The organism is Streptomyces sp. Ac-502 (assembly GCF_045222935.1).
In the GTDB taxonomy this organism is placed as follows: Bacteria; Actinomycetota; Actinomycetes; order Streptomycetales; family Streptomycetaceae; genus Streptomyces; species Streptomyces monomycini.
Window position 1 is genome coordinate 8,318,235 of the sequence record NZ_JBHFFO010000001.1, and the last position, 22,863, is coordinate 8,341,097.

20 protein-coding genes and 2 pseudogenes are annotated in these 22,863 nt (G+C 72.3%); 15 read left to right on the plus strand and 7 right to left on the minus strand.

Annotation, left to right across the window (positions count from 1 at the left end):
- Positions 1 to 33: 33 nt before the first annotated feature.
- The 4 genes and pseudogenes from ACEXOX_RS37770 to ACEXOX_RS37785 all read right to left on the minus strand — a co-directional run bounded on the left by ACEXOX_RS37770 (position 34) and on the right by ACEXOX_RS37785 (position 3,903).
- Positions 34 to 729 (minus strand): transcriptional regulator, encoded by a 696-nt coding sequence (locus ACEXOX_RS37770; protein ID WP_406525287.1) that lies wholly within the window; start codon positions 727 to 729, stop codon positions 34 to 36.
- Positions 730 to 832: 103 nt separating this feature from the next.
- A pseudogene (locus ACEXOX_RS37775) lies at positions 833 to 2,800 on the minus strand (beta-N-acetylglucosaminidase domain-containing protein).
- A 276-nt stretch (positions 2,801 to 3,076) separates the two neighbouring features.
- On the minus strand, positions 3,077 to 3,253 hold the full coding sequence (locus ACEXOX_RS37780) for a DUF6126 family protein (protein ID WP_406525288.1): 177 nt from the start codon (positions 3,251 to 3,253) through the stop codon (positions 3,077 to 3,079).
- Positions 3,254 to 3,273: 20 nt separating this feature from the next.
- The gene (locus tag ACEXOX_RS37785; RefSeq protein ID WP_406525289.1) at positions 3,274 to 3,903 is read right to left on the minus strand and encodes a helix-turn-helix domain-containing protein; all 630 of its coding nucleotides are present in this window, start codon (positions 3,901 to 3,903) and stop codon (positions 3,274 to 3,276) included.
- A 170-nt stretch (positions 3,904 to 4,073) separates the two neighbouring features.
- Here ACEXOX_RS37785 and ACEXOX_RS37790 point away from each other — a divergent pair, with 170 nt between their 5' ends.
- The 3 genes from ACEXOX_RS37790 to ACEXOX_RS37800 all read left to right on the plus strand — a co-directional run bounded on the left by ACEXOX_RS37790 (position 4,074) and on the right by ACEXOX_RS37800 (position 6,912).
- Positions 4,074 to 4,517, plus strand: a complete 444-nt coding sequence (locus tag ACEXOX_RS37790; protein WP_406525290.1) for a ribonuclease — start codon at positions 4,074 to 4,076, stop codon at positions 4,515 to 4,517.
- A 379-nt stretch (positions 4,518 to 4,896) separates the two neighbouring features.
- A complete protein-coding gene (locus ACEXOX_RS37795; protein WP_030023706.1) occupies positions 4,897 to 5,565 on the plus strand; it encodes a bifunctional 4-hydroxy-2-oxoglutarate aldolase/2-dehydro-3-deoxy-phosphogluconate aldolase in 669 nt (222 codons plus the stop codon).
- A 141-nt stretch (positions 5,566 to 5,706) separates the two neighbouring features.
- Positions 5,707 to 6,912: a cytochrome P450 gene (locus tag ACEXOX_RS37800; protein ID WP_406525291.1), complete on the plus strand. Its 1,206-nt coding sequence runs from the start codon at positions 5,707 to 5,709 to the stop codon at positions 6,910 to 6,912.
- A 289-nt stretch (positions 6,913 to 7,201) separates the two neighbouring features.
- Here ACEXOX_RS37800 and ACEXOX_RS37805 read toward each other — a convergent pair whose 3' ends face one another.
- Complete coding sequence (locus ACEXOX_RS37805) at positions 7,202 to 8,371, minus strand: MFS transporter (protein WP_406525292.1); 1,170 nt, start codon at positions 8,369 to 8,371, stop codon at positions 7,202 to 7,204.
- 143 nt (positions 8,372 to 8,514) lie between these two features.
- Between ACEXOX_RS37805 and ACEXOX_RS37810 the strand changes: the two genes are divergently transcribed.
- From ACEXOX_RS37810 to ACEXOX_RS37850, 9 genes and pseudogenes are all read left to right on the plus strand, one after another.
- Entirely contained in the window at positions 8,515 to 9,414 is a 900-nt protein-coding gene (locus ACEXOX_RS37810; protein ID WP_406525293.1) for a LysR family transcriptional regulator, read from the plus strand.
- 145 nt (positions 9,415 to 9,559) lie between these two features.
- The gene (locus ACEXOX_RS37815) at positions 9,560 to 10,423 is read left to right on the plus strand and encodes a transporter substrate-binding domain-containing protein (protein WP_406525294.1); all 864 of its coding nucleotides are present in this window, start codon (positions 9,560 to 9,562) and stop codon (positions 10,421 to 10,423) included.
- A 245-nt stretch (positions 10,424 to 10,668) separates the two neighbouring features.
- A pseudogene (locus ACEXOX_RS37820) lies at positions 10,669 to 11,387 on the plus strand (GntR family transcriptional regulator).
- Between the two features lie 179 nt (positions 11,388 to 11,566).
- Positions 11,567 to 11,719 carry a hypothetical protein gene (locus ACEXOX_RS37825; RefSeq protein WP_406525295.1) on the plus strand — a complete coding sequence of 51 codons (153 nt, stop codon included), beginning with the start codon at positions 11,567 to 11,569 and terminating at the stop codon, positions 11,717 to 11,719.
- A 279-nt stretch (positions 11,720 to 11,998) separates the two neighbouring features.
- Positions 11,999 to 13,012, plus strand: coding sequence for a sugar ABC transporter substrate-binding protein (locus tag ACEXOX_RS37830; RefSeq protein WP_406525296.1), 1,014 nt, complete (start codon positions 11,999 to 12,001; stop codon positions 13,010 to 13,012).
- Complete coding sequence (locus ACEXOX_RS37835) at positions 13,009 to 14,079, plus strand: ABC transporter permease (RefSeq protein ID WP_406525297.1); 1,071 nt, start codon at positions 13,009 to 13,011, stop codon at positions 14,077 to 14,079. The genes ACEXOX_RS37830 and ACEXOX_RS37835 overlap by 4 nt, the downstream gene beginning before the upstream one ends.
- Positions 14,076 to 14,960 (plus strand): ATP-binding cassette domain-containing protein, encoded by an 885-nt coding sequence (locus ACEXOX_RS37840; RefSeq protein WP_406525298.1) that lies wholly within the window; start codon positions 14,076 to 14,078, stop codon positions 14,958 to 14,960. The genes ACEXOX_RS37835 and ACEXOX_RS37840 overlap by 4 nt, the downstream gene beginning before the upstream one ends.
- 388 nt (positions 14,961 to 15,348) lie before the next feature.
- Positions 15,349 to 16,470 (plus strand): ROK family glucokinase, encoded by a 1,122-nt coding sequence (locus tag ACEXOX_RS37845; protein ID WP_030023694.1) that lies wholly within the window; start codon positions 15,349 to 15,351, stop codon positions 16,468 to 16,470.
- Positions 16,467 to 17,339 carry a hypothetical protein gene (locus ACEXOX_RS37850; RefSeq protein ID WP_406525299.1) on the plus strand — a complete coding sequence of 291 codons (873 nt, stop codon included), beginning with the start codon at positions 16,467 to 16,469 and terminating at the stop codon, positions 17,337 to 17,339. The genes ACEXOX_RS37845 and ACEXOX_RS37850 overlap by 4 nt, the downstream gene beginning before the upstream one ends.
- An 83-nt stretch (positions 17,340 to 17,422) precedes the next feature.
- Here ACEXOX_RS37850 and ACEXOX_RS37855 read toward each other — a convergent pair whose 3' ends face one another.
- On the minus strand, positions 17,423 to 18,358 hold the full coding sequence (locus ACEXOX_RS37855; RefSeq protein WP_406525300.1) for a hypothetical protein: 936 nt from the start codon (positions 18,356 to 18,358) through the stop codon (positions 17,423 to 17,425).
- A 9-nt stretch (positions 18,359 to 18,367) separates the two neighbouring features.
- The gene (locus ACEXOX_RS37860) at positions 18,368 to 18,853 is read right to left on the minus strand and encodes a hypothetical protein (protein ID WP_406525301.1); all 486 of its coding nucleotides are present in this window, start codon (positions 18,851 to 18,853) and stop codon (positions 18,368 to 18,370) included.
- Positions 18,854 to 19,493: 640 nt separating this feature from the next.
- Here ACEXOX_RS37860 and ACEXOX_RS37865 point away from each other — a divergent pair.
- The 3 genes from ACEXOX_RS37865 to ACEXOX_RS37875 are packed head-to-tail and all read left to right on the plus strand — an operon-like array spanning position 19,494 to position 22,778.
- Positions 19,494 to 20,657: an amidohydrolase family protein gene (locus ACEXOX_RS37865; protein WP_406525302.1), complete on the plus strand. Its 1,164-nt coding sequence runs from the start codon at positions 19,494 to 19,496 to the stop codon at positions 20,655 to 20,657.
- A complete protein-coding gene (locus ACEXOX_RS37870; protein ID WP_406525303.1) occupies positions 20,657 to 21,346 on the plus strand; it encodes an O-methyltransferase in 690 nt (229 codons plus the stop codon). The genes ACEXOX_RS37865 and ACEXOX_RS37870 overlap by 1 nt, the downstream gene beginning before the upstream one ends.
- Before the next feature lie 40 nt (positions 21,347 to 21,386).
- Positions 21,387 to 22,778, plus strand: coding sequence for a glutamate-cysteine ligase family protein (locus ACEXOX_RS37875; protein ID WP_406525304.1), 1,392 nt, complete (start codon positions 21,387 to 21,389; stop codon positions 22,776 to 22,778).
- The last annotated feature ends 85 nt before the right edge of the window (positions 22,779 to 22,863 follow it).

Consider the following 22,863-nt stretch of genomic DNA (forward strand, 5'->3'; position numbering starts at 1 on the left):
TTTTCCGGTGTCCCGGGGGCCGCGCGCGGGCGGTCATTCCGCGAGCGCCGTCCAGAACATCAGCTCGTACTCCTGCAGCAGCCGGCCGTGACGGTGCGCGAGGCCAGGTGTGACCCGCGACGCGCCGAGGCCGTGCCGCACCGCGTCGTGCGCCAGGACGTCGAGTTCCGCGGCGGGCTCGGCGAAGAAGTCGAAGAAGGCGCACGCCGCCTCGGGAAAGGCGTAGCGGGTGCGCAGGGCGTGGGCGACGGTGGCGCAGTAGCCGCCCCAGGCCGCGAAGTTGGCGGTCAGGGCGATCACCACGTCGGCGGGCTCCGCCTCCAGCGCCAGCCGCGCCACGTACGACGGATACGCCTGGCACCCGGCCCGCGGCTCGTACTCCCGCAGCGCGCCGGCGTCGAGCCCGCAGGCCTCCTCCAGTCCGCTCAGCGCGCCGAGCGCCATCGACTCGCCCTCGGCCAGCGCCCCGAAGAAGGCCGCCACCGGCGGATCGCCGTCGGCGCGCCGCGCCAGGTGGCGGAAACTGCCCCGGTCGGCGGTGATGATCTGGTGCTGTTCCAGGGCGAGCACGGTGAACACCTCGCGCGGCGCCGCGCCCGCGGCGATCCGCGCCACGAGCGGGACGTCCGCCGGGCCGGGGGCCGGTTCCCGGGCCGCGGCTGCCAGGATGCCGTCGGCGGTGGGCCTGCCCGGCCGACCCGGAGCGGACGCGTCGTTCTCAGGGGCCATGATCGTGCCTCCCCGCGTGCGGGCTGGTGGGTGGACCTGCCGGGGCGCGTACGTACCGGGAAGTCTAGGGCCCGGCACGGCCCGCACGGGGGAGGCCCGCCGGTCAGCGGAGGGGCGCGCCGCCTTGCGTACGGTCCTGCCGGGTGGCCGTGCCGCGCCCCCGGCCGTCGTGTTCGGCGATGGCGTCCGTGACGAAGGTGTCCACCACGCCGTTGGCGACGAGGACCGGCACGCGCTTGCCGTTCATGTCGACATAGACGAACGACTTCGCGACCGCGACCTGCGCCGCGAGCCGGGTGCGCAGCCGCTGGGCCTTCGCGTCGTCACCCGCGCGCGAGGCCTCGACCAGGCGCAGCGCCGTGCGGGCGGCGCTGCCCCACGCGGCGGTCGCGTCCAGCCAGGGCCCGCTGTCGGCGATGAAGCCGCGGTCGGGGAGGGAGTCGCGGAGCACTCCCGGCGCGCGCTGGAGTGTGCGCAGGGCCGCGTCCAGGGACTTCGCGCTTCCACCGTCCCAGAAACGACGTATGGCAGCGGCCAGTTCGGGCGACTGCTGGGGGTTGAGGGCCGAGCTGTAGTGGGCATCGGCGAAGGCGCGCAGGGCCCGTTCCGTACGGGCGGAGCCGCCGGAAAGTTCCTTGAGCGCCGCTGTCCAGGAGATGCGGGCGTCGTAGGCGCCGTCGTTCCACGCGTAGTCGGCGACCGTGAACAGGGCGATCTTGGAGGCGGCGGGCTGGATCATGGGATTGGCGGTGATCCCCGCCAGCCGCCCGGGCAGTCCCTTCTCGCGCCCGTTGAAGGGGCCGAGCAGCAGCCGGTTGGTGACGTAGTCGTTGACGGGGTAGTTGTCCCAGGTCAGGATCGGGTGCCCGAAGACCTGCCGGGCCGCGTCCGCCTGGGCGACGGTCATCACCGGCGCGATGACCCCCACGCCGGTCCACTCCACGACCACGTCCGGGTCGAGCTGCTTCTTCAGCGCCGCCTTGTAGGGCGTCGCCTTCACGTCGTAGTACTCGGTCGGCACCATCTGGAGCGGCTGCGCACCGGCGTCCCGGTGTGCCGCGATGAACTCGCGGTTCACCCGGTTGAGGAGATGCGCCTGGGCGGTTCCGGCGGCGCCTCCGCCGGTACCGAACCGCTCCTTGTCGGCGGCGCAGTTCCAGTCCGTGTAGCTGATGTCGTCCAGCGGCACCGCGAAGGTCCGTACGCCGACGTCCCACAGCGCCTGGAACTTGCCGGTCAGCGCCTTGAGATCGGCGTCCGAGCTGTAGCAGACGGACAGGCCGGGGAGAGCGCGTAGCTGAACTCGACGTGCCGGGCCCGCGCGCGGTCCACCAGCTCCTTGAGCTGCGCGAGCTGCTCCGCCGGGTAGGGGAGCGCCACTTCTCCCGCAGGTACGGGTCGTCCTTGGGCGAGTAGACGTACGTGTTCATCTTGTGCGCGCCGTAGAAGTCGAGCTGGTCCAGGCGCGCGGCGTGCGACCAGGGGTGCCGTAGAAACCCTCGATGACGCCGCGCAGCGGGGTGGCGGGCCAGTCGCGTACGGCGGTGCCGCGTATGCGGGCGCCGGGGCGGTCGCGCCGCGGGAGGAGTTGGCGCAGCGACTGGGCGGCGTAGTACGTGCCGGTGGCGTCCGCGCCGGCCAGGGCGATCCGGCCGCCGCCGACGGCGAGCGCGTATCCCTCGGCGGGCAGTCCGGCGGTACCGCGCGCGCCGAGGTCCGCCAGGGTCCGGTAGGCGCCCGGGCCGTCCACGTACACGGTCAGGCCGCGGCCTGCCTTCCCGGCCCGTACGACCCGGTCGGCGCCGGCCCGCTTCAGTGACCGTTCGACGACCTCCAGCGCCGGTCCGTCGGCGTTCGGACCGGCGACGACGGTGACGGTCGGGGTGATGGTGACCCGGCCGCCGAGGGCGTGGACGGACTGCGGTGCCGGGGTGATGGCGGGGCCGGCGGACGGCGGTCTGTCCCGTCCGCCGCCGTCCCGCTGGCCGGCTCCGGCGGGCGGGCCGGTCAGCGGGACGGCGGCCAGGGCCAGGGCGAGGGCGGCGGTGGCGACGGTGCGCGTACGGTGCATCCTTCGAGTCCTCCTCGGTGCCACGAGGTGCGCGGATCAGCCGTGGTGCGTGCGCTGCGAGCGACAGCAGGGTTCACCCGTCGCGGGCGGAGGACAATGGACTTTTGCGCCGGGTGGATGGACGTTCCGGCGGCGTACCGCTCGGGGGCGCCGGGCGGGGCCCCTCAGCGGTGCTGCGTGGTGACTCTCAGGGGTCCTGCGTGGGGCGTTTCAGTAGCCTTGGGTGGTGCGTCTCAGGGGGCCGCGAGGTGCCTTTCAGGGCCCCGCGCGGCACTGTCAGCGATTCTTCGCGATGATGAAGATGATGCTCATGAAGGCCAGCAGGACGTGGGTGGCCACGACGTAGATGAAGACGCGCACGTAGACGCCGCGCGGCGGTTTGTTCTCCACGTATTTGCGCGCGGGGGCGGGGGTGGCCCCGGGGACGGCCTGGGGGGTCGGGTCGTCGGACATGGCAGAGGTTCCTTCCTCGGTCACAGGCCGCGGCGCGGAGCGGTGTCGCCGAGGCACAGCTCGGCCGCGCCGCTCTGCAGCAGTGTGTGGACGAACAGCAGCTCCGTGCCGCCGCGGGTGGCGGCGGCGATGCGGTGCGGGGTCAGCGAGTCGAAGTGGGCGGCGTCACCGGGGTCGAGGACATGGGCCGTCTCGCCGAGCGTGAGCCGCAGCCGCCCCTTGAGGACGTAGAGCCACTCCTCGCCCGGATGCACCCGCACCAGGTCGCCCTGCGCGCGCTGCGGCACGTGCACCCGCAGGGCCTGCATGGCCCGCCCGGCGCCGCCCAGGGTCCAGTACGTCCAGCCGCCCGCCTCGGACGGCTCGGCGCGGCCGGCCCGGATGACCGGGTCCCGTTCCGGCGCCGCCTCGCCCAGCAGATCGGATACCGTTGTTCCGTACATACGTGCCAGGGCCAGCAGCATCGGCAGCGACGGCTGGCGCTGATTGGTCTCCAGCCGCGACAGATGCGCGGGCGACAGGCCCACCCGCCGGGCGGCCGTCTCCAGCGTGAGGCCGGTACGGCGCCGCAGCTCGCGCAGCCGGGGCGCGACGGAGGGCAGATCCTCGGGCAGCTCGCCCGTGGCGGGCTCGGCAGCGGTGTCGCTCATGCACCCGGTATAGCCAGGTTTCGCCTCTCAGGCAAAAGTTTTGCCTCACAGGCAAGTGGATCAATCCAGGGCATTCCGCTCACTCGGTCGGGTGATCTCCGGTGAACTCAGGGGGAACATCCGTCCGTTGCCATTGACAGGTACCTGTCTACGCGCGTCATGCTGTGTCCATGAAGATCCCCCCACGCATCACCCGGTTCGGCGCCGTCGGCGCCCTCGCGTCGGCCCTGCTCGTCGGCGGGCCCGCCATCGCCGCCACACCCACCACGACGGCCGCCGCCCCCGTGGCGCACACGGCCACCGTCCGCCCGGCCGCGCACATCAACGCGGTCGGCGACATCTGCTACTCGAAGCTGCCCTCGCAGGCCCACGACACCCTGGGCCTGATCGCCAAGGGCGGCCCCTACCCGTACCCGAAGGACGGCACGGTCTTCAGCAACCGGGAGGGCGTCCTCCCCAAGCAGCAGAGCGGCTACTACCACGAGTACACCGTGAAGACGCCGGGCTCCCCCGACCGCGGAGCCCGGCGCATCGTGACCGGTGAGAAGAAGGACGAGGACTACTACACCGCCGACCACTACAAGTCGTTCGACCTGGTCGACCGGAGCTGCTGAAACGATCAGCCGGAGCTGCTGAAACGATCGGCCGGCCGGCGTGGCGGGGGTCGGGGCGGTGCCCCGGCCCCCGTTGGCGTCCGCCCCGCCGCCCGGGGCGGCTCGGCCGGGAAGCCGTCACCATCGGTGTCGCGGCCCTGCCGCCGGGCCGGTTCCCGCCGTTCGGCGGGCAGCGGGACGTACCCCCGCGAGAGGATTGTCAGTGGTCCCCGGTAGCGTTTCGGTAGAAACGACGAATGGGCGGGCAACGGTGGCAAAGGGACCAGGATCCGTGGTCACCTGCGACGCGGCACGGCCCAGGAGGCGCCGTGTGCCCGGCCGTTCCGCGGGTGTACCGCGACGGGTTTGGCGATAGAGACAAGGAAGGCGGCGAACTGCCGTGTACCGCTGGGAGATCACCCGGGCCGCTCTGGCGCAGCGTGTTTTCGCCGTCGTCCGCAGCGAGACCTACGACGAGGCCAGCGCCACCGCTGACACCCTGTTGTCCGCCGGGATCACCAGCCTGGAAATATCGCTGACCACGCCGTTCGCGCTGGAGGCGGTCACCACCCTCAGCCGCGAACTGGGCAACGACGCCGTCATCGGCGCCGGCACGGTCCTGGACGCCGTCTCGGCGCGGATGGCGGTCGACGCCGGCGCCCGCTTCCTGGTCTCGCCCAGCCTCGACGCCGAGGTCATCCGCACCGGCCACCGCTACGGCGTACCGGTCTTCCCGGGCGTCGCCACCCCCACCGAGATGGTGCGCGCCCTGGAGCTGGGCGCCGACGCGCTCAAGCTCTTCCCCGCCTCCGCGCACCGCCCGGACTGGCTCCGGGACGTACGCGCCGCCCTGCCGCAGGCGCCGGTGCTGCCCACCGGCGGTGTGACGGTCGAGACCGCGCCCGAGTGGATAGCCGCCGGCGCGGTGGCCGTGGGCATGGGCTCGGCGCTCTCGGAAGGCGACCGCGAGACGGTCGCCAAGCGCGCCACCGACCTGCTCGCCCGCCTCGCGGACGCCGCGCCGCAGCCGCCCGCCGGCCCGGGGACGCCGGGTCTCTACGAGGTCTGAGACCGCTCCGCCCGCGCCGGTACCGCAGGTGAAGCACTCCGTACGGAGGATGCCGGGGGCCCCGGCTCCTCCGTGGGACCGATGTCCCCCGCCCCCGGCGAACGTACGGTGACGAAAACGTCTACGAGGGGCGGACAGACCATGCCGGAAATCATCGATCTGAGCGCATACGGTCCGGATTTCGTCGCCGACCCCCACCCGTACTACGCCAAGCTGCGCGCCCAGGGACCGGTCCACCGGGTCCGCGTCCCCGAAGCCGAGACCATGGACGTGTGGCTCGTGGTCGGGTACGAGGAGGTGCGGGCCGCCCTGGCCGACCCCCGGCTCGCCAAGGACTGGACCCACTCCGCCGCTCCCGTCCTGGGCCCCGGGGAGGACACCGACTGGCAGCTGATGAACATGCTCGACGCCGACCCGCCGCAGCACACCCGGCTGCGCAAGCTGGTGGCCCGCGAGTTCACCACCCGCCGCGTCGAGGCGCTGCGCCCGCGCGTCCAGCAGATCACCGACGAACTCCTGGACGCCATGCTGGCCGCCCCCGACGGCCGCGCCGACCTCGTCGACGCGCTCGCCTTCCCGCTGCCGATGACCGTCATCTGCGAACTGCTCGGCGTGCCCGACATCGAGCGGGAGCCCTTCCGCGTCTGGTCCAACGAACTGGTCTCACCGACCAGTCACGAGGCGTCGATGGCCGCCGCCCGCGACATGGCCGGGTACCTGGACGGCCTGATCGAGGCGAAGCGGCGGTCGCCGGGCGAGGACCTGCTGAGCGCCCTGGTGCGGACCAGCGACGAGGACGGCGACCAGCTCTCCCAGCAGGAACTCCTCGGCATGGCCTTCCTGCTGCTGGTGGCCGGCCACGAGACCACCGTCAACCTGATATCCAACGGCGTGCGCGCACTGCTCCAGCACCCCGTGCAACTGGCCGCCCTGCGCGCCGACTCCTCCCTCCTCGACAACGCCGTGGAGGAGATGCTGCGCTACGACGGCCCCGTGGAGAACGCCACCTGGCGGTTCGCCGCCGAGCCCGTCGAGATCGGCGGCACGGTCGTCCCGGCGGGCGCGGTCGTCGTCGTCGGCCTGGCGGCGGCCGGCCGTGACGACGAACGCTTCGAGGCACCCGACACCTTCGACATCGCCCGCGAGACGCGCGGCCACGTCGCGTTCGGCCACGGCATCCACTTCTGCCTCGGCGCCCCGCTGGCCCGTATGGAAGGCCGCATCGCGATCCGCACCCTCCTGGAACGCTGCCCCGACCTGGCCCTGGACGCCGACAACGACGCGCTGACCTGGCGCCCGGGCTTGACGATACGCGGGCCTCAGCAACTGCCGGTGCGCTGGCGCTAGGAGGTACGGCCGGCCGTCGGCACGGTACGGGGCGGCGTCGGCAGGGTGCGGGGTGGCGTCCGTGCGATATGGGTCGCATTCGCACGGTATGGGTCGGCGGCCGTACGGTAGGGATCGCGTCCGTACGGTAGTGACCGGCGGACGTACGGTACGGCGCCCTGGAACTCCGGCGCCGAGGGTACGAGTTCGATCTGCGCGCCGCGGCGTCCGGCGCGCAGAGGTGGCGGGCGTGCTCACCGCCCCCGCGCGCCGGGCCGCAGGCGCGCACCGCCCGGGACGGCGAGTGCGATCAGTGCCGCGACGGCCCCGAACGCGCCGCCGCCCCCAGCCAGGGCGCGGCCAGGCCGACACCGGCCGAACCGAGCCCGGTGCCGCCGTCGTACGCCATGTTCCACGCGGTGCCCGCGGCGCCGCTGCCGTGCGGCCCGGCCCGGCGGAACATCAGCACCAAGGTCTCGTTCTGGAGGGCGCCGTCGGCCAGCCCGTACAGCGCCACCATCGCGAGCGCCACCGGTACGGTCTCCTCGTGCCCTGCCGTCAGGGCGAGCACGGCGACGGCCGGCGCGCAGAGCGCCGCGGCCGGCAGCACCAGCCGCCCCGGGCCCCGCCGGTCGCTCCACACCCCGGCCGCCCACCGGCCCACGATCATCGCGACGAAGAGCACGAGCAGCGCGGTGGGCGCCAGGTCGAGGCGCGCCAGCACGAACGGCAGGAAGGACGTGAGCCCGCCGAGCGCGGCCGAAGCGGCGGCCAGCAGGAGCGCCGGGCGGAGCAGCGGGCGGTAGCTCCCGGACGCCGACGGCTCTGGAGACCGGGACGGACGCGAGCGTGCCGCGGACCGCCCGGACATCGCCGCCACCAGCGGCACCGCCGCCACGCTCAGCGCGCCCGCCGCTGCGAAGACGGCGCCGAAGTGCCCGTCGGCGGCGAGCCACGCCCCCAGCGGCAGCAGCGCCACTTGGGGCAGCCCCACCGCGACGCCGTACCAGCCGACGGCCCGCCCCCGCTGCTCCGGTGGCACCAGTTCGGCGACCAGCGCGCTGCCCGTCACCGCCACCACGCCGAAGCCCACGCCCCGTACGGCCGAGACCGTCAGCACCCACGCGAGCCCGGACGACAGCACGTACCCGAACGTCGGCAGACCGAGCAGCAACGCCCCCGCACACAGCAGGCGACGCAGGGTGAAGCGCCGTGTCAGCCGACCCATGCAGAGCTGGACGGCCACGGTCGTCGCCATCGTGACGGCGGTCGCCGCGCCCGCCCCGCCCTCGCCCGCCGCGCCCCGGGCGGTCCACAGCGGGACGACGGTCAGCATGGGCGCGTAGTTCGCGAAGGTGCCGAGGGTCGCGAGCAGCAGGAGCAGGAAGTCCCGGCCGGCCAAACCTGTCGCCGGCCGCCGGACTCCGTGCGGCCGCCGCTGTCGGCGCCGGGCCGGGAAGAGGGAGGTGAACGCAGCCATGCCTGCCGTTCTACGGTCCTCGGAACCATCGCGTCCAACGAATGTTTCCGATCCGGAGCATCGTGGCGGACGATCGGTGACCCGCTTCCCCGCCGTCCCGGCTCGCCCGGCCCGGCTCTCGCGGTCCGTCCTACGATCCGCCCATGGAGCTGAAGCACCTGACGACCTTCCTGGCCGTGGCCCGGCAGTTGAGTTTCACCCGCGCCGCCCAGGAACTCGGCTACGTCCAGTCCAGCGTCACCGCGCAGATCAAGGCCCTGGAGAAGGATCTCGGCACCCGCCTCTTCGAACGGCTCGGGCGGCGCGTGGTCCTCACCGAGGCGGGGCGCGAACTGCGCGGGCACGCCCGCAGGATGCTCGCGTACGCGGACGAGGCCCGGGACGCCGTACGCGGCGCCGACGACCCGGCGCAGGTCAGCGGCACCCTGCACATCGCCGCCCCCGAGACGCTCTGCGCGTACCGCCTGCCGCCCGTACTGCGCGCCGTCCAGGACCGCTTCCCGCGCCTGCGCATCGTCTTCGGCCCCGACAGCAGGACGACCCTGCTCGCCAACCTCCGCGACGGCACCCTGGACGCGGGGTTCCTGCTGGAGGAGTCCGTACGGGACCCGGTGGCGCACGCGGAACGCCTCACGGACGAAACGATGGTCCTGATCGCGCACCCCGGCCACCCGCTGGCCCGCCGCACCCGCGTCCGTACCGCCGACCTGGCCACGCAGACACTTCTGCTGATGGACCACGCCTGTGCCCAGCGCGAGCTGATGGACCGGGAGTTGCGGTCGGCGGGTGTCCGGCCGGCCGTGATGGAGTTCCTGAGCGTGGAGGCCCTCAAGCGCTGTGCCGCCGCCGGTCTCGGTGTGGCGCTGCTGCCCGCCGTCGCGGTGGCGGACGAGGCGGCGCGCGGCGAGGTGGCCGTACTGCCGTGGACCTGCCGGCCCGTGCTCGGCGTCCATCTCGTACGGCACAAGGACCGGAACCCGACCGCGGCCCTCACCGCGCTGGCCGGCATCGCCCGCGAACACTGGGCCGCAGACGTGAAGTGACGCCCCTCGCTCCCGTCCCGCCAGCCGGGCACGCCCTTCACTCCCCTCCCGCCCTCTGCCACGCTGACGACCCGTTCGACCCGTTCGACCCGTTCGACCCGTTCGACCCGTTGCCCGCACCCTCGCCGCGTACAGGAGTCGCCCCATGCGCCGCGCCGTCGCCCTCTCCGCCCTGACCTGCGCCCTCGCCCTCACCACGGCCGCACCGACGACCGCCCCGACCGCTCCGGCCACCCGCCCGGACCGGCCGGCCACCACCGCGCACTCCACGACACGCCCCACCTCCACCCCCACCCCCGCCTCCCTCCTCGACACCATCCCCCGCCGCGGTGTCCTCCGCGTCTGCACCACCGGCGACTACCGCCCCTTCACCCACCGCGACCCCGCGTCCGGGGCGTACAGCGGTGTGGACATCTCGATGGCCCGCGACCTGGCCCAGAGCCTGGACGCCAAGCCCAGGTACGTACGCACGACCTGGGCGAAACTGGTCTACGAACTGGTGGCGGGGCGCTGCGACATCGCCATGGGCGGCGTTTCGATCACCTTGCCGCGCGCCCGGAAGGTGGCCTTCGGCGAGGCCGTCCGCACCGACGGGAAGACCCCGATCGTCCGCTGCGCCGATCAGGACAAGTACCGGACGCTGGACGAGATCGACCGCCCGGGGACCACGGTGATCGTCAACCCGGGCGGCACCAACGAACAATTCGCCCGTTCCGTCATCAAGCGCGCGACCATCAAGACGCACCCCGACAACACCACCGTTTTCGACGAGATCATCGCGGGCCGCGCGGACGTGATGATGACAGACGCGAGCGAGACCCGCTACCAGGCCAAGATCCACCCCGAGCTGTGCGCGGTCCACCCCGACCGGCCCTTCACCTTCTCGGAGAAGGCCTACGCCGTACCGCGCGCCGACTTCGCGTTCAAGGAATACGTCGACCAGTGGGTCCACCTGGCGAAGCACGACGGCACGTACCAGAAGTACGAGGACAGCTGGATGGCGAAGTGAGGGGAGGGGAGGGGAGCGGAGGCGAGGAGGACGGCCACGGTGCGGGGGACGGCGCCGATGGCGGGTACCGGCAGCCGGTACCGGTGACCGGTGGCCGAAACTACTGGTACGTACCAACTTCGGACGTGATTGTCCGGACAATGTGACCTCTGGACTTCCCGTCATCTTCGCGGCCGGATACGCTCCCGCCCGTGGGGAAACGCGATACAGACTCCAAGGGCGCCGAGAGCCCCGTCCAGTTCAGCGTGGACCGGAGCAGCCCGGTCCCGCTGTACTTCCAGCTGTCCCAGCAGCTAGAGGCGGCGATCGAGACCGGCAGGCTGGCCCCGGGCAGCCTGCTCGGCAACGAGATCGAGCTGGCCGGACGCCTCGGGCTGTCCCGGCCGACGGTCCGCCAGGCCATCCAGTCGCTGGTGGACAAGGGGCTGCTGGTGCGGCGCCGGGGCATCGGCACGCAGGTCGTGCACAGTCAGGTCAAGCGTCCGCTGGAGCTGAGCAGCCTCTACGACGACCTGGAGACCGCAGGGCAGAAGCCCGCCACCCGTGTGCTCCTCAACACCACCACCGAGGCCACCGCCGAGGTCGCCGCCGCACTCGGGGTCGCGGAGGGGGCCGAGGTCGCGCTCGTCGAACGGTTGCGGCTCGCGCACGGCGAACCTGTCGCCCACCTGCGCAACCACTTGCCCGTCGGACTGCTCGACCTCGGTACCGAGCGGTTGGAGGAGACCGGCCTGTACCGCCTGATGCGGGCGGCGGGCATCACCCTGCACAGCGCCCGCCAGTCCGTCGGCGCGCGCGCTGCGACGGCGGAGGAGGGGAGCGCCTCGGCGAGCCCGAGGGCGCCCCGCTGCTGACGATGCAGCGTACGACCTTCGACGACACGGGCCGAGCGGTCGAATTCGGCTCGCACGTCTACCGGGCTTCCCGGTACGCCTTCGAGTTCCAGCTGCTCGTACGGCCCTGACGGCGCCGCATGCGGAGATCCGGTCGCGCGTACGGGCCGGAGACTGCCGCGCGCCGGAAATCCGGCCACTCGGGTCATGCCCGGGTAAGAATGTTCTGACAAAGCATTGACGGGGCTCGGTGCGCACCGCTAGAACTCCTCCAGCCGCCGTCGGGCGGCACGGGAGAGAGGACGGTCCCATGAGGCGTACCGTGCGCACGGCCCGTTCCACCACCGAGCCCGGTACCGCCGAGCCGGACATCGCCGAGCCCGGTGCCACCGAGCCGGATGTCGCCGAGCCCCGGACCGCCCCCGCCGTCCGCCGGGCCCGGTTCCCGGCGATCCGGCACTGACCGGCCCGGCCGCGGGGTCACCGGCCCGGCCGCGCGGTCACCGGTACGGGCGTACGGCGGCCGGCCCCGGGCGTGTCGCGGCCGGACGGGGTGCACCGCAGGCGGGCACGGTCGTACCGCAGCCGGAGGAGTGCCCAAGGCGCGGGACCCGATGACCCCACGCGGAACAGGCGTAACGGATACTTGGGCGGCCGGGACCGATCATTTTCGGCCCAAACCCGGCACAGCGCCCCAGGCGCGCAGTGACAGTAGCAACAGCAACGAGAAGGGCTCGACCTCGTGGCAAGGGTTCGGACAGGGGTACGCGCGGTGACCGCGGTGCTGGCAGCGGTGCTCGCCGCGTCCCTGGCGGGGTGCAGCAGCACCGGCGGCAAGCGCGCCGAGGAAGCGCGCGCCGCCCAGACCGCGGGCGGCAAGGCGGCCGTCAACACCCCGAGGTGGACCTTTGCCATGGTCACCCACTCGGGCGACGGTGACACCTTCTGGGACATCGTGCAGAACGGCGCCCGGCAGGCCGCCGACAAGGACAACATCAAGTTCGTCTACGGGCACGACAAGGAGGCCCAGCGGCAGAGCCAGCTGGTGCAGTCCTACATCGACCAGAAGGTCGACGGGCTGATCGTCACGCTGGCCAAGCCCGACGCCATGAAGGACGTGGTCGCCCGGGCCGAGAAGGCCGGCATCCCGGTGATCACCGTGAACTCGGGCGCCGAGGCGTCCAAGGCCTACGGCGCCCTGACCCACGTCGGCCAGGACGAGACCGTGGCCGGCGAGGCCGTCGGCGAGGAGCTGAACGAGCGGGGCCGCAAGAAGGCGCTGTGCGTCCTGCACGAGCAGGGCAACGTCGGCCACGAGCAGCGCTGCGACGGCGCGCGGAAGACGTTCAAGGGCGAGATGCAGAAGCTGTACGTGGAGGGCACCAACATGCCCGACGTCCAGTCCACCATCGAGGCCAAGCTCCAGTCGGACCGCGGCATCGACGCCGTGGTGACGCTGGGCGCGCCGTTCGCGCCGACCGCCGTCAAGGCCAGGGATCAGGCCGGCAGCGACGCCGAGATCGACACCTTCGACCTGAACGCGAAGGTCGCCGACGGCCTGAAGGACGGCTCGCTCGGCTTCGCCGTCGACCAGCAGCCGTACCTCCAGGGGTACCAGGCCGTCGACCTGCTGTGGCTCTACAAGTACAACGCCGACGTCCTCGGTGGCGGCAAGCCGGTCTTCACCGGCCCCCAGGTGATCACCAAGAAGGACGCGGCGGCTTTGCAGGAGTACACGAAGCGGGGGACCCGATGAGCACCGCGGAGACCCCCGTACGGGACAGCGGACCGCAGCCCGGCGGCGGACCGGACGAGCGGCTGGTGCACCGGTCACCGGCGCGCCGCCTGATGAGCCGCCCCGAGCTGGGCGCGGTGGTCGGCGCCGCGGCCGTCTTCCTCTTCTTCTCCTTCGCCGCCGACACGTTCCTCCAGGCGTCCAGCCTCTCCACCGTGCTGTACGCGTCGTCCACGATCGGCATCATGGCCGTGCCGGTGGCGCTGCTGATGATCGGCGGCGAGTTCGACCTGTCGGCCGGTGTCATGGTCGTCAGCTCCGCGCTCGTCTCGTCGATGTTCAGCTACCAGATGACGGCGAACGTCTGGGTGGGTGTCGGGGTGTCCTTGCTGGTCACCCTGGCCATCGGGGTCTTCAACGGCTTCCTGCTGACCCGTACGAAGCTGCCCAGCTTCATCATCACGCTGGGTACGTTCTTCATGCTGACGGGCCTCAATCTCGGCTTCACCAAGCTGATCAGCGGCACCGTCTCGACGAAGTCCATCGCCGACATGGAGGGCTTCGACTCGGCCCGGGCGCTCTTCGCGTCCCACCTGAGCGTCGGCGGCGTGGACATCCAGGTCACCATCCTGTGGTGGATCGGCCTGGTCGCGCTCGCCACCTGGGTCCTGCTGCGCACCCGCGTCGGCAACTGGATCTTCGCGGTGGGCGGCGGCTCCGACGCCGCGCGGGCGGTCGGCGTCCCGGTCACCCGGACCAAGATCGGCCTGTACATGGGGGTCGCGCTGGCGGCCTGGATCTCCGGACAGCACCTGCTGTTCTCGTACGACGCGATCCAGTCCGGCGACGGCGTCGGCAACGAGTTCCTCTACATCATCGCCGCCGCGGTCGGCGGCTGCCTGATGACCGGCGGCTACGGCTCGGCGATCGGCGCCGCCGTCGGCGCCTTCATCTTCGGCATGGCCAGCAAGGGCATCGTGTACGCCCAGTGGAACCCGGACTGGTACAAGTTCTTCCTCGGAGCGATGCTGCTGCTGGCCACGCTCCTGAACGCATGGGTCCGCAAGCGCGCGGAGGCGACGAAATGAGCAGTCCGGAGAGGCCGGAGGAGACGGGGAGCGAGCCGGGCCCGGAGCCCGCCGCCCCCTCCGACGGCGCGTCCCCGCCCCTCGTGGAGCTGGTGGACGTCAGCAAGTTCTACGGCAACGTCAAGGCCCTGGAAGGCGTCTCGCTGGAGGTGCACGCGGGGGAGATCACCTGTGTGCTCGGTGACAACGGCGCGGGCAAGTCCACCCTCATCAAGATCATCGCGGGGCTGCACCAGCACGACGCGGGCCGCTTCGCGATCGAGGGCGAGGAGACCCGGCTGTCCTCCCCGCGGGAGGCGCTGGACCGCGGTATCGCCACCGTCTACCAGGACCTGGCCGTCGTCCCCCTGATGCCGGTCTGGCGCAACTTCTTCCTCGGCTCCGAGCCCACCAAGGGCGCCGGCCCCTTCAAGCGGCTCGACGTACAGCTGATGCGCGAGACCACCCGCGCCGAGCTGCTGCGCATGGGCATCGACCTGCGCGACGTGGACCAGCCCATCGGCACCCTCTCCGGCGGCGAGCGGCAGTGTGTGGCCATCGCCCGCGCCGTGTACTTCGGCGCGAAGGTCCTGGTGCTGGACGAGCCGACGGCGGCGCTCGGGGTCAAGCAGTCCGGCGTGGTGCTCAAGTACGTCGCGGCCGCGCGGGACGCCGGGCTCGGCGTGGTGTTGATCACCCACAACCCGCACCACGCCTACCTCGTGGGCAACCGTTTCGTCCTCCTCAAGCGCGGGACGATGGCCGGCCGCCACACCAGGTCGGAGATCGCCCTGGACGAGCTGACACGCCAGATGGCAGGCGGCAGCGAGCTGGAACAGCTCAGCCACGAGCTGGCCCGCGCGCCCGAGCCCAGCCACCTCGGCGGCCACCCCACGCGCTGAGCGGGGCGGCCCACGGGCGGTGGCGCGGGTTCCGCGGGGCCCGCGCCGCCATGCGCCGCGCCGCGCTGTTAGGGCACAATCGCACCGGACCGTGCACGTCACCGCCGCCGGCACGGCCACCGCGCGCCCTCGGGGCCCGGCCCCGCGAGCGCCCGTACGCGTACGGCACCGTACGAACACGGCCTCGTACGCGTACGACACCGCACGAGCACGACCCGTACGCACGGACGACACGGCACGAGCGCCACCCCGTACGCGCGAACGGCACCGAACGAGCACCACACCGGACCATGCACGCCCGAGGCCCCGGCCTCCCGACACCCGCAGGGACGAGACGACTCTTGCGAGCACGCAGCCGCCGCCACCGCATCGGCGAAGAGGTGGGTCGATGAGCACGTACCGGGACCGGGTGCACCGAGGATCCGCCAGAGCGACCGTGCTGCGCACGGTGGGCACCCGTGAGCGGCGCTCCCACCTGAGCGCGCCGCGCGTGCCGACCGTCGGCATCGACATCGGCGGGACGAAGGTGATGGCCGGCGTCGTCGACGCGGACGGCACGATCCTGGAGAAGGTCCGCACCGAGACCCCCGACAAGTCCAAGAGCCCCAAGGTCGTCGAGGACGTCATCACCGAACTGGTGCTGGACCTCTCCGACCGCCACGATGTGCACGCGGTGGGCATCGGCGCGGCCGGCTGGGTCGACGCCGAACGCAGCACCGTCCTTTTCGCACCCCACCTGAACTGGCGCAACGAGCCGCTGCGGGACCGCCTCGCGGGCCGCCTGGCGGTCCCCGTCATGGTCGACAACGACGCCAACACGGCCGCCTGGGCCGAATGGCGCTTCGGCGCGGGCCGCGGCGAGGACCACCTCGTCATGATCACGCTCGGTACCGGCATCGGCGGCGCGATCCTGGAGGACGGCGCGGTCAAGCGCGGCAAGTACGGCGTGGCCGGCGAATTCGGCCATATGCAGGTGGTGCCGGCCGGGCACCGCTGCCCGTGCGGCAACCGCGGCTGCTGGGAGCAGTACAGCTCCGGCAACGCCCTGGTCCGCGAGGCCCGCGAGCTGGCCGCCGCGGACTCCCCGGTCGCGTACAACATCATCGACCGGGTCGGCGGCCGCGTCACCGACATCACCGGCCCGCTCATCACCGAGCTGGCCCGCGAGGGCGACGCCATGTGCGTCGAACTGCTCCAGGACATCGGCCAGTGGCTGGGCGTCGGCATCGCCAATCTCGCCGCCGCGCTGGATCCTTCCTGCTTCGTGATCGGCGGCGGCGTCAGCGCCGCCGACGACCTGCTCATCGGCCCGGCCCGGGACGCCTTCCGGCGCACCCTGACCGGCCGCGGCTACCGCCCCGAGGCCCGTATCGCCAAGGCCCAGCTGGGCCCCGAGGCCGGTATGGTCGGCGCCGCCGACCTGGCCCGCCTGGTGGCCCGCCGCTTCCGGCGCGCCAACCGCCGGCGCGTGGAACGCTATGAGCGGTACGAACGATCGGGCCGGCGATGACGGAGCTGGACACCCCACCCATGACCGAGGAACACGATCCGGCCCGGCCCGGCCCGGGGCCGGCCGCGCGTGAGACCCCGGAGCGTCCGGAGGCACCGACCGGGCCTTCGGGCGGGTCCCTGAACGGTGCTCCGACCGGACCTCCGAGCGGGCCCCTGAACGGGTCTCCGAGCGGTTCTCCGGCCGGGCCCCTGAACGGCGCTCCCAGCGGTCCTCCGTCCGGGCCCCTGAACGGTGCTCCCAGCGGTCCTCCGTCCGGCTCCTCGTCCGGCTCCTCGTCCGGCCCCCTGTCCGGTCCGCCGTCCGGCCCCCCGCCCGCGCCCTCCGCCGGCGCGTCCACGGCACCTCGGCCGCCGAGCCGGCGCCGCCGCTGGCTCACCGCGCTGGTCATCTTCCTGCTGATCGCCATCCCGGCGGGGTACATCGTCATCTCCGCCGAGCAGAGCCGGGACAGCGGCCAGAGCAAGGAGGAGGAAGCGGCCTCCACCGGCCTCTACAACGACTACCCCTCCAAGGTGCAGCAGCGCATCTACAACGTCCCGGTCCCGGCGGGTGCCACCCCCGTCTACTACTACGAGTCCAACGCCTGGCACCGCAGCTCCCTGTACGTCCAGTTCCGCACCAACGACTGGGGCCTGGACCACTACCTGAAGTGGATCGGCACCAGCCGCGACGCCCTCAAGGACGGCGAGATCACCATTACGGGCGCGCAGGCGGCGAAGGTCGGCTGGGACCTCAGCGGCGGCCAGTGGGCCGGCACCTCCCTCAAGGCCGAGGACCCCCACCCGAGCCAGAACATCACCGTCAACTTCGACGAACCGGGCCAGCCAGTGGTGTACGTCGTCTCGACGGTCTGCTTCGAACGCTGAGGGCCGTACGGGCGCGGGTGGGCGGGCGACCGGCGGCTGCCCAGCGAGGGCTGCCCGGCGTCGGCTCGGGCCGGTGCGTCCGGTCAGCGTCGATACGGGACGATATCCAGACCATGAGCGCTGCGCCGGTAAGCCGCCGCCAGCCCGGCGCGGGTGAGAGCCTGCCGCTGGGACGCCGCCGTCCGGGCACCCTCTCCTCGTGCCTCGGACGACAGATGCTCACAGCTGATGTGCCAGACCCGCGACGCACCGGCCAGACGCCGGCGCAGGGGCGCCGGGTCGGCGGGCAGCTCGTCCAGGGTGCCGCGCTCGGCGGCCGACTCTGCCGTACCCAGGTCGCGGAGGCGGGCGAAATCCTCCGGGTAGGCAGAGGCGATCAGCCCGCACCGGCCGCCACTGAACAGGACGCCGTCCCCGGAGGCGGCGCGGCTCCGCAGCGTGGTGATCACGGCGGTGGTGTCCCAGGGGCGGCTGTCCTGCTGGCGGACGGCCACATGCGACATGGCCAACGGGGCGGCTGGCAGGAGTACGAGCAGCAGCCGCACGGGCAGCGGGACGACGGCGCCGACCGCCGCGAGCAGCAACGCCAGAGCCGGCAGGCAGAACAATAGGTAGCGATAGGCGAAAAGCGACTCGCCGAGAGACGTGGCCAGAAGGATCAGCGGGGGCACGACCAGCCACGGCACACCGACGGCGAGAACCAGGGGCGGCGCCCCGCGCCGACGGGCCACAAGGAGCGCCACGGCGACGAGGGACGTGGGCGTGAGCAGCAGTTTCAGGTCGCCGGGGAGCGTGCCCTGGCCAGGGGTGAGCAGCCAGGTGAGGAGGTTGTACGGGGTACTGCCGGTGACCGGCGCGACCTCGCCCACGGCGGAGCGCTGCGAGAACCCGAGGACCAGCAGCGGAACAACAGCGGCAACGCCCGCGGCCTGCGCCGACACCACACGTACGGCTACGCCGCGACCAGGACGCCGAAGAACCAACGTGACCAGATGCGCGGCCACCAGCAGCAGCCCCATCACGTTGAGTCAGCCCAGCAGCGCGATCAGCACGGCATAGCCGCCCGACCACCGGCGACAACCCGACAGCAAGGTCTGCACCAAGGTCCCCGTGGCCAGCACCGCCACCGCCATCACCATGGCGAACGAGCGGGCCTCCTGCGCATATCGTGACGCGGTCGGCAGCACGGCGAGCAACAGCCCCGCGTACAGCCCGAGACTCACCCCGCCGAGCAACCGCCCCATCCACGAGAGCCCGGCCGCGGCAACGGCCATCGCCACCGCCGAGGGCAACCGCACCGTGAACTCGCTGACCCCGACACCCACCCCGACCAGGTGCATCAACACGTAGTGCAGCCCATGCACCGCGTCCACGTTCCCCAGCAGTTCCACCAACTGCGCCCCGGACCGCCGCGCCACATCCATGGTGACGATCTCGTCGGTCCACGCGGCGGGACCCGTGATCCCCCACAAACCAAAACCGAGCCCGACGACAGCCGGCGCCCACAGGGCCACCCGGTCCGGGCGGTGCGGCAGCTGACGATGAACCCGAAGGATGAACGTTCTCCCAGCGACCGGCGGCACATGAACTACAGGCTCACGAAGTGGCTTCGGGTGCGGCCCGAGCGGACCGCCCAGCCGGGCGTGATCAGACGAGGATACGCCGAATACCGCCCAAAACCGGGCAAATGATCAACTTGCGGCACCTCCGCGCCCGGTACGGGCGGGACCGTCGCCCCAGCCGCCAGAAGCCTCTGCGTCAGCGGCGAGCAGAGCATTCCGGCCTGCCCGGCATCTGGCCAACTGCTCCTCGTCCGCCCCTCGGGAAGGCGCGATCACCGAGTCCGTCTCGCGGCGTCTCCGGAGGCCCCGCACCCACCCGCACCACCCCATGCGCACGCCACCCAACCACCCGCGGAAGAGGCCGGAAGAGGCCGGCGAGACAGAAGAAACGACAGCAACCGGCTGAGGTTTCATCAGCCCGGCGGCGCTCTTCCCTTTCCCCGTGAGGCGGCCACAATGGTCCGGAGTCTCGGACGCGGGGACGACATCCGTACGGGCGCGCGGGCGGTGGCCGGCCTGGGCGTGGGTGCGGGGCCGCGGGCCGGGTGCGCCGACCGACAGACCTTCCCGGGATCGCCCGAAGGAGTGGTACATGGTCGCTCATCGTGACTACCCCGTCATCGACGCCGACAGCCACATCGTGCTGCCCGATTCCGACGACTGGTGGCGGGGGAGACTGCCCGAGAAGTATGCCGCCTGGATGCCGTCCTACCAGGACGATCGGCTGACCGCCGAGGGACGGGTCATCGAACAGCCCTCGTCCACCTTCCACGGCCGGCCCACCCAGGCCGCCTGGTTCGGCGGCAGCCAGGGGGCCACCTACACCCCTGGCAGCTGGAAGTTCGACGACCCGGCCGCCGTGGACGTGCTCGGCGCCCTGCGGCGCGGCGGCCTGGATCCGAAGGACCGGCTCACCGCCATGGAGCGGGAGGGCATCAGCCGCGCCTACATCTTCCCGTCCAAGGTGCTCGGCCTGCTGCCGGCCCTGCGCAGCTCTGCCTTCGCGTACGAGGTCGCCAAGGCGTACAACGACTGGGTCCTGGCCTACTGCGCCGAGGACCGGGAGCGGCTGTTCCCGGTCGCCGCGCTGCCGCAGCACGACCTCGTGCTGGCGGTGGACGAGGCGCGCCGGGTCCTGGAGCAGGGTGTGCGCACCGTCATCCTGCGGCCCAACACCGTGGCCGGCACCAACATCGACGACCCGGTCTACGACCTGCTGTGGGAGTTCTGCCAGGAACACGGCGTGGCGGTCTGCTTCCACGAGGGGTTCGGGGTCGCGCGCATTCCCCGTATCGGCACCGAACGCACCCACGACACCATGCAGGGCCACCTGGTCAGCCACACCTTCGAGCACATGATGGCGGTCATGCTGCTCATCACCGGCGGTGTCCTGGAGCGGTTTCCTGGCGTGCGGTTCGCCTTCATGGAGAGCGGCGCGGGCTGGGCCCCGTTCTGGCTGAACCGGATGGACGACCACGCCGAGCAGTTCGCCAAGGACCGGCCGCCGCTTCCCGAGCGGCCCAGTACGTACTTCAAGCGGCAGTGTTACCTGGGGGTGGAGCCGGAGGACCCGCTGCTGCCCATGCTGATCGAGCAGGGGCTGGCGGAGAACCTGCTGTTCGCAAGCGACTTTCCGCATTTTGACGCCAAGTTCCCCGGTGCCGTCACCGCTCTGGCCGACCGGAAGGACATCGACGAGGCGGCCAAACGGCGGCTGCTGTGCGACAACGCCCGCCGCTTCTTCGGGATCGACTGATGGGGCGGGTTCCGGCGGTACCGGACAGCCGGTTCGAAGCTGTCCTGGCGGGGCTGGAGGAACGATCCCTCAAAGAGCAGCGGGAGCTGGATGCGTTGCGTGCGGAGGGCGGCACCGCCCTGCGTGCACGTGCCGGCTCGTTCATGCTCGACGTCGGCCCGGACGTCGGGCAACTGCTGAACACCCTGGTCCGGGCGGCGGCCGCGCGCATAGTCGTGGAGGTCGGCGGTTCGGTCGGCTACTCCACGCTCTGGCTCGCCGAGGCGGTCCGGGCCACCGGCGGACGTCTGTACTCCATCGAGGTCGACCCCGCGAAACAGGCCGAGCAGCGGGACAACGTGGCGGAGGCGGGCCTCGCCGACGTCGTCGAGCTGACCGCGCTGGAGGCGCCCGCCCTCGTCCCCGCCCTGCCCGGTCCCATCGACCTCGTCCTCCTGGACCACTGGAAGGAGCTGTACGTACGGGACTTCGACGCCTGCTGGCCGGCGCTGCGGCCGGGTGGCCTGGTGGTGGCCGACAACATCCTGGTCCCGAAGAAGAACGCCGAGGTCATCGCCGCGTACCGGCGGCATGTGGACGGTGTGCCGGACGCGCAGAGCCAGGTGCTGAAGATCGGGGACGGGGTCGAGTTCACCGTAAAGCGTGAAGCGCGGCCCGGCGTTCGGCGAGGGCCCGGTTCCGGGCCCTAGCGTGGCCCCGCCACCGACGCCCCCTCTTCCGACGGAGAGCTTGGAACATGAAGATCGGCATCGAGTCAGAACTGCCCGTGGTCGACCGTCGGGGGCCGCGGCCGACCACCCGGCCACCCGGGCCGTCTTCGAACGGCTCGCCGCCCGCCCGGACTTCGTCCCGTACCACGACGCCACCACCGGCACGCTGGTCGGCGCCCGGTCGGCGCGGGACCACGGGACCCTGGACGTGGGCAACGACTACGGCGTCTGCACGGTCGAGGCGGCCCTGCCGCCGGAAGAGGGGTTCGCCGCCGCCAAGGCCGCCTGGCACCGCACGCTCGACGACGTGGTGTTCCCGGCCCTGGCGGCCGAGGGGCTGTCCGCCCTCGCGCACGGCTGCCAGCCGCTGACCGAGACCCTCGGCGGCCCGTACCTGGCCGACAAGGCGCACTACGGTCTGTGGCTGGCACAGGCGGAGCGGTATCCGGGGCACTACGCCAGTGACGCCTGGCCCGGATTCGCCGCCGTCCAGTTCAACGTCGACGTCCCGCTGCCGCGGGTGATCGACGCCTGCAACACGCTCATCAAGATGACGCCGTTGATCTTCGCGTGGGGTGCCAACTCCGCGGTCTTCGGCGGCCGGGTACAGCCCTGGCAGTCCCTGCGGCTGCGCGGCTACACGGAACTGTCCGAGACCAACCCGTTCTTCGCCCACCGCCTGCACTACCCCCGCCACCTCTACGGCAGCCTGGCGGACTACATGAGTGCGGCGTGGGCGCTGCCGATCTTCGAAGTCACCCGGCACGGCATCCTCCACACCCCACTGGTGCCCGAGCTGACGACGCGGCAGTTCGCCGAGGCGGGCCACGCCGAGTTCGTGGACCCGGACGGCACCAAGCGCATCCTGCACTGCACCACCGCCGACCTGGCGTCCGGCCTGGTCTTCTGCTGGCCGGCGGTACGGGTACGGATGCGGCTGGACGAGTCGTGCACCGTCGCCGAGGCGCTGGAGGCGGTGGCGGCGGGCCGGGGCGAGGCGGTACTCCGGGACGGCGGACGCGGCACCTTCGTCGAGATCCGCCATCTGCCCACGATGAACCGGGAGGAGACGTTCGCCTGGCTGGCCGTCCTGCTGGGCTGGCTGGGCGACATCGAGGGCTGCCGCGAACTGTTCGGCGGCTGGTCGCTCCAGGACGCCCGCACGGCCGCCGCCGAGGTCCAGACCCGCGGCTGGGCGGCCGAGGTCGCCGGGGTGCCGCTGACGGAGTGGGGCCGGCGCGCCCTGGACCTGGCGGACGCGTCGCTGCGCCGGGAGCCGGTGGCACCGGCCGAGGAGCTGGAACCGCTGGCCCGGCGGCTGCGGGACCGGACGAGCCCGGCGACCGACGCCGTCGCGCAGGTCCGTTCCGAGGGGATCGAGGCGTTCGTGGAGGGGTTGCGGATGTGTTGAGAGGAGGTGGGACCGTACGGCTGGAGGCGACCGGTGCGGTGATGGGCGTGCGGCTGGGGGTGGGGGTGAGGTGAAGGCTGTACGG

Excerpts from the sequence above, each read along its gene's own strand:
- ACEXOX_RS37770 (WP_406525287.1), bottom strand. The coding sequence starts at position 729 with ATGGCCCCTGAGAACGACGCGTCCGCTCCGGGTCGGCCGGGCAGGCCC.
- ACEXOX_RS37780 (WP_406525288.1), bottom strand. The coding sequence starts at position 3,253 with ATGTCCGACGACCCGACCCCCCAGGCCGTCCCCGGGGCCACCCCCGCC.
- ACEXOX_RS37785 (WP_406525289.1), bottom strand. The coding sequence starts at position 3,903 with ATGAGCGACACCGCTGCCGAGCCCGCCACGGGCGAGCTGCCCGAGGAT.
- ACEXOX_RS37790 (WP_406525290.1), top strand. The coding sequence starts at position 4,074 with ATGAAGATCCCCCCACGCATCACCCGGTTCGGCGCCGTCGGCGCCCTC.
- ACEXOX_RS37800 (WP_406525291.1), top strand. The coding sequence starts at position 5,707 with ATGCCGGAAATCATCGATCTGAGCGCATACGGTCCGGATTTCGTCGCC.
- ACEXOX_RS37805 (WP_406525292.1), bottom strand. The coding sequence starts at position 8,371 with ATGGCTGCGTTCACCTCCCTCTTCCCGGCCCGGCGCCGACAGCGGCGG.
- ACEXOX_RS37810 (WP_406525293.1), top strand. The coding sequence starts at position 8,515 with ATGGAGCTGAAGCACCTGACGACCTTCCTGGCCGTGGCCCGGCAGTTG.
- ACEXOX_RS37815 (WP_406525294.1), top strand. The coding sequence starts at position 9,560 with ATGCGCCGCGCCGTCGCCCTCTCCGCCCTGACCTGCGCCCTCGCCCTC.
- ACEXOX_RS37825 (WP_406525295.1), top strand. The coding sequence starts at position 11,567 with ATGAGGCGTACCGTGCGCACGGCCCGTTCCACCACCGAGCCCGGTACC.
- ACEXOX_RS37835 (WP_406525297.1), top strand. The coding sequence starts at position 13,009 with ATGAGCACCGCGGAGACCCCCGTACGGGACAGCGGACCGCAGCCCGGC.
- ACEXOX_RS37840 (WP_406525298.1), top strand. The coding sequence starts at position 14,076 with ATGAGCAGTCCGGAGAGGCCGGAGGAGACGGGGAGCGAGCCGGGCCCG.
- ACEXOX_RS37845 (WP_030023694.1), top strand. The coding sequence starts at position 15,349 with ATGAGCACGTACCGGGACCGGGTGCACCGAGGATCCGCCAGAGCGACC.
- ACEXOX_RS37850 (WP_406525299.1), top strand. The coding sequence starts at position 16,467 with ATGACGGAGCTGGACACCCCACCCATGACCGAGGAACACGATCCGGCC.
- ACEXOX_RS37855 (WP_406525300.1), bottom strand. The coding sequence starts at position 18,358 with ATGGGGCTGCTGCTGGTGGCCGCGCATCTGGTCACGTTGGTTCTTCGG.
- ACEXOX_RS37865 (WP_406525302.1), top strand. The coding sequence starts at position 19,494 with ATGGTCGCTCATCGTGACTACCCCGTCATCGACGCCGACAGCCACATC.
- ACEXOX_RS37870 (WP_406525303.1), top strand. The coding sequence starts at position 20,657 with ATGGGGCGGGTTCCGGCGGTACCGGACAGCCGGTTCGAAGCTGTCCTG.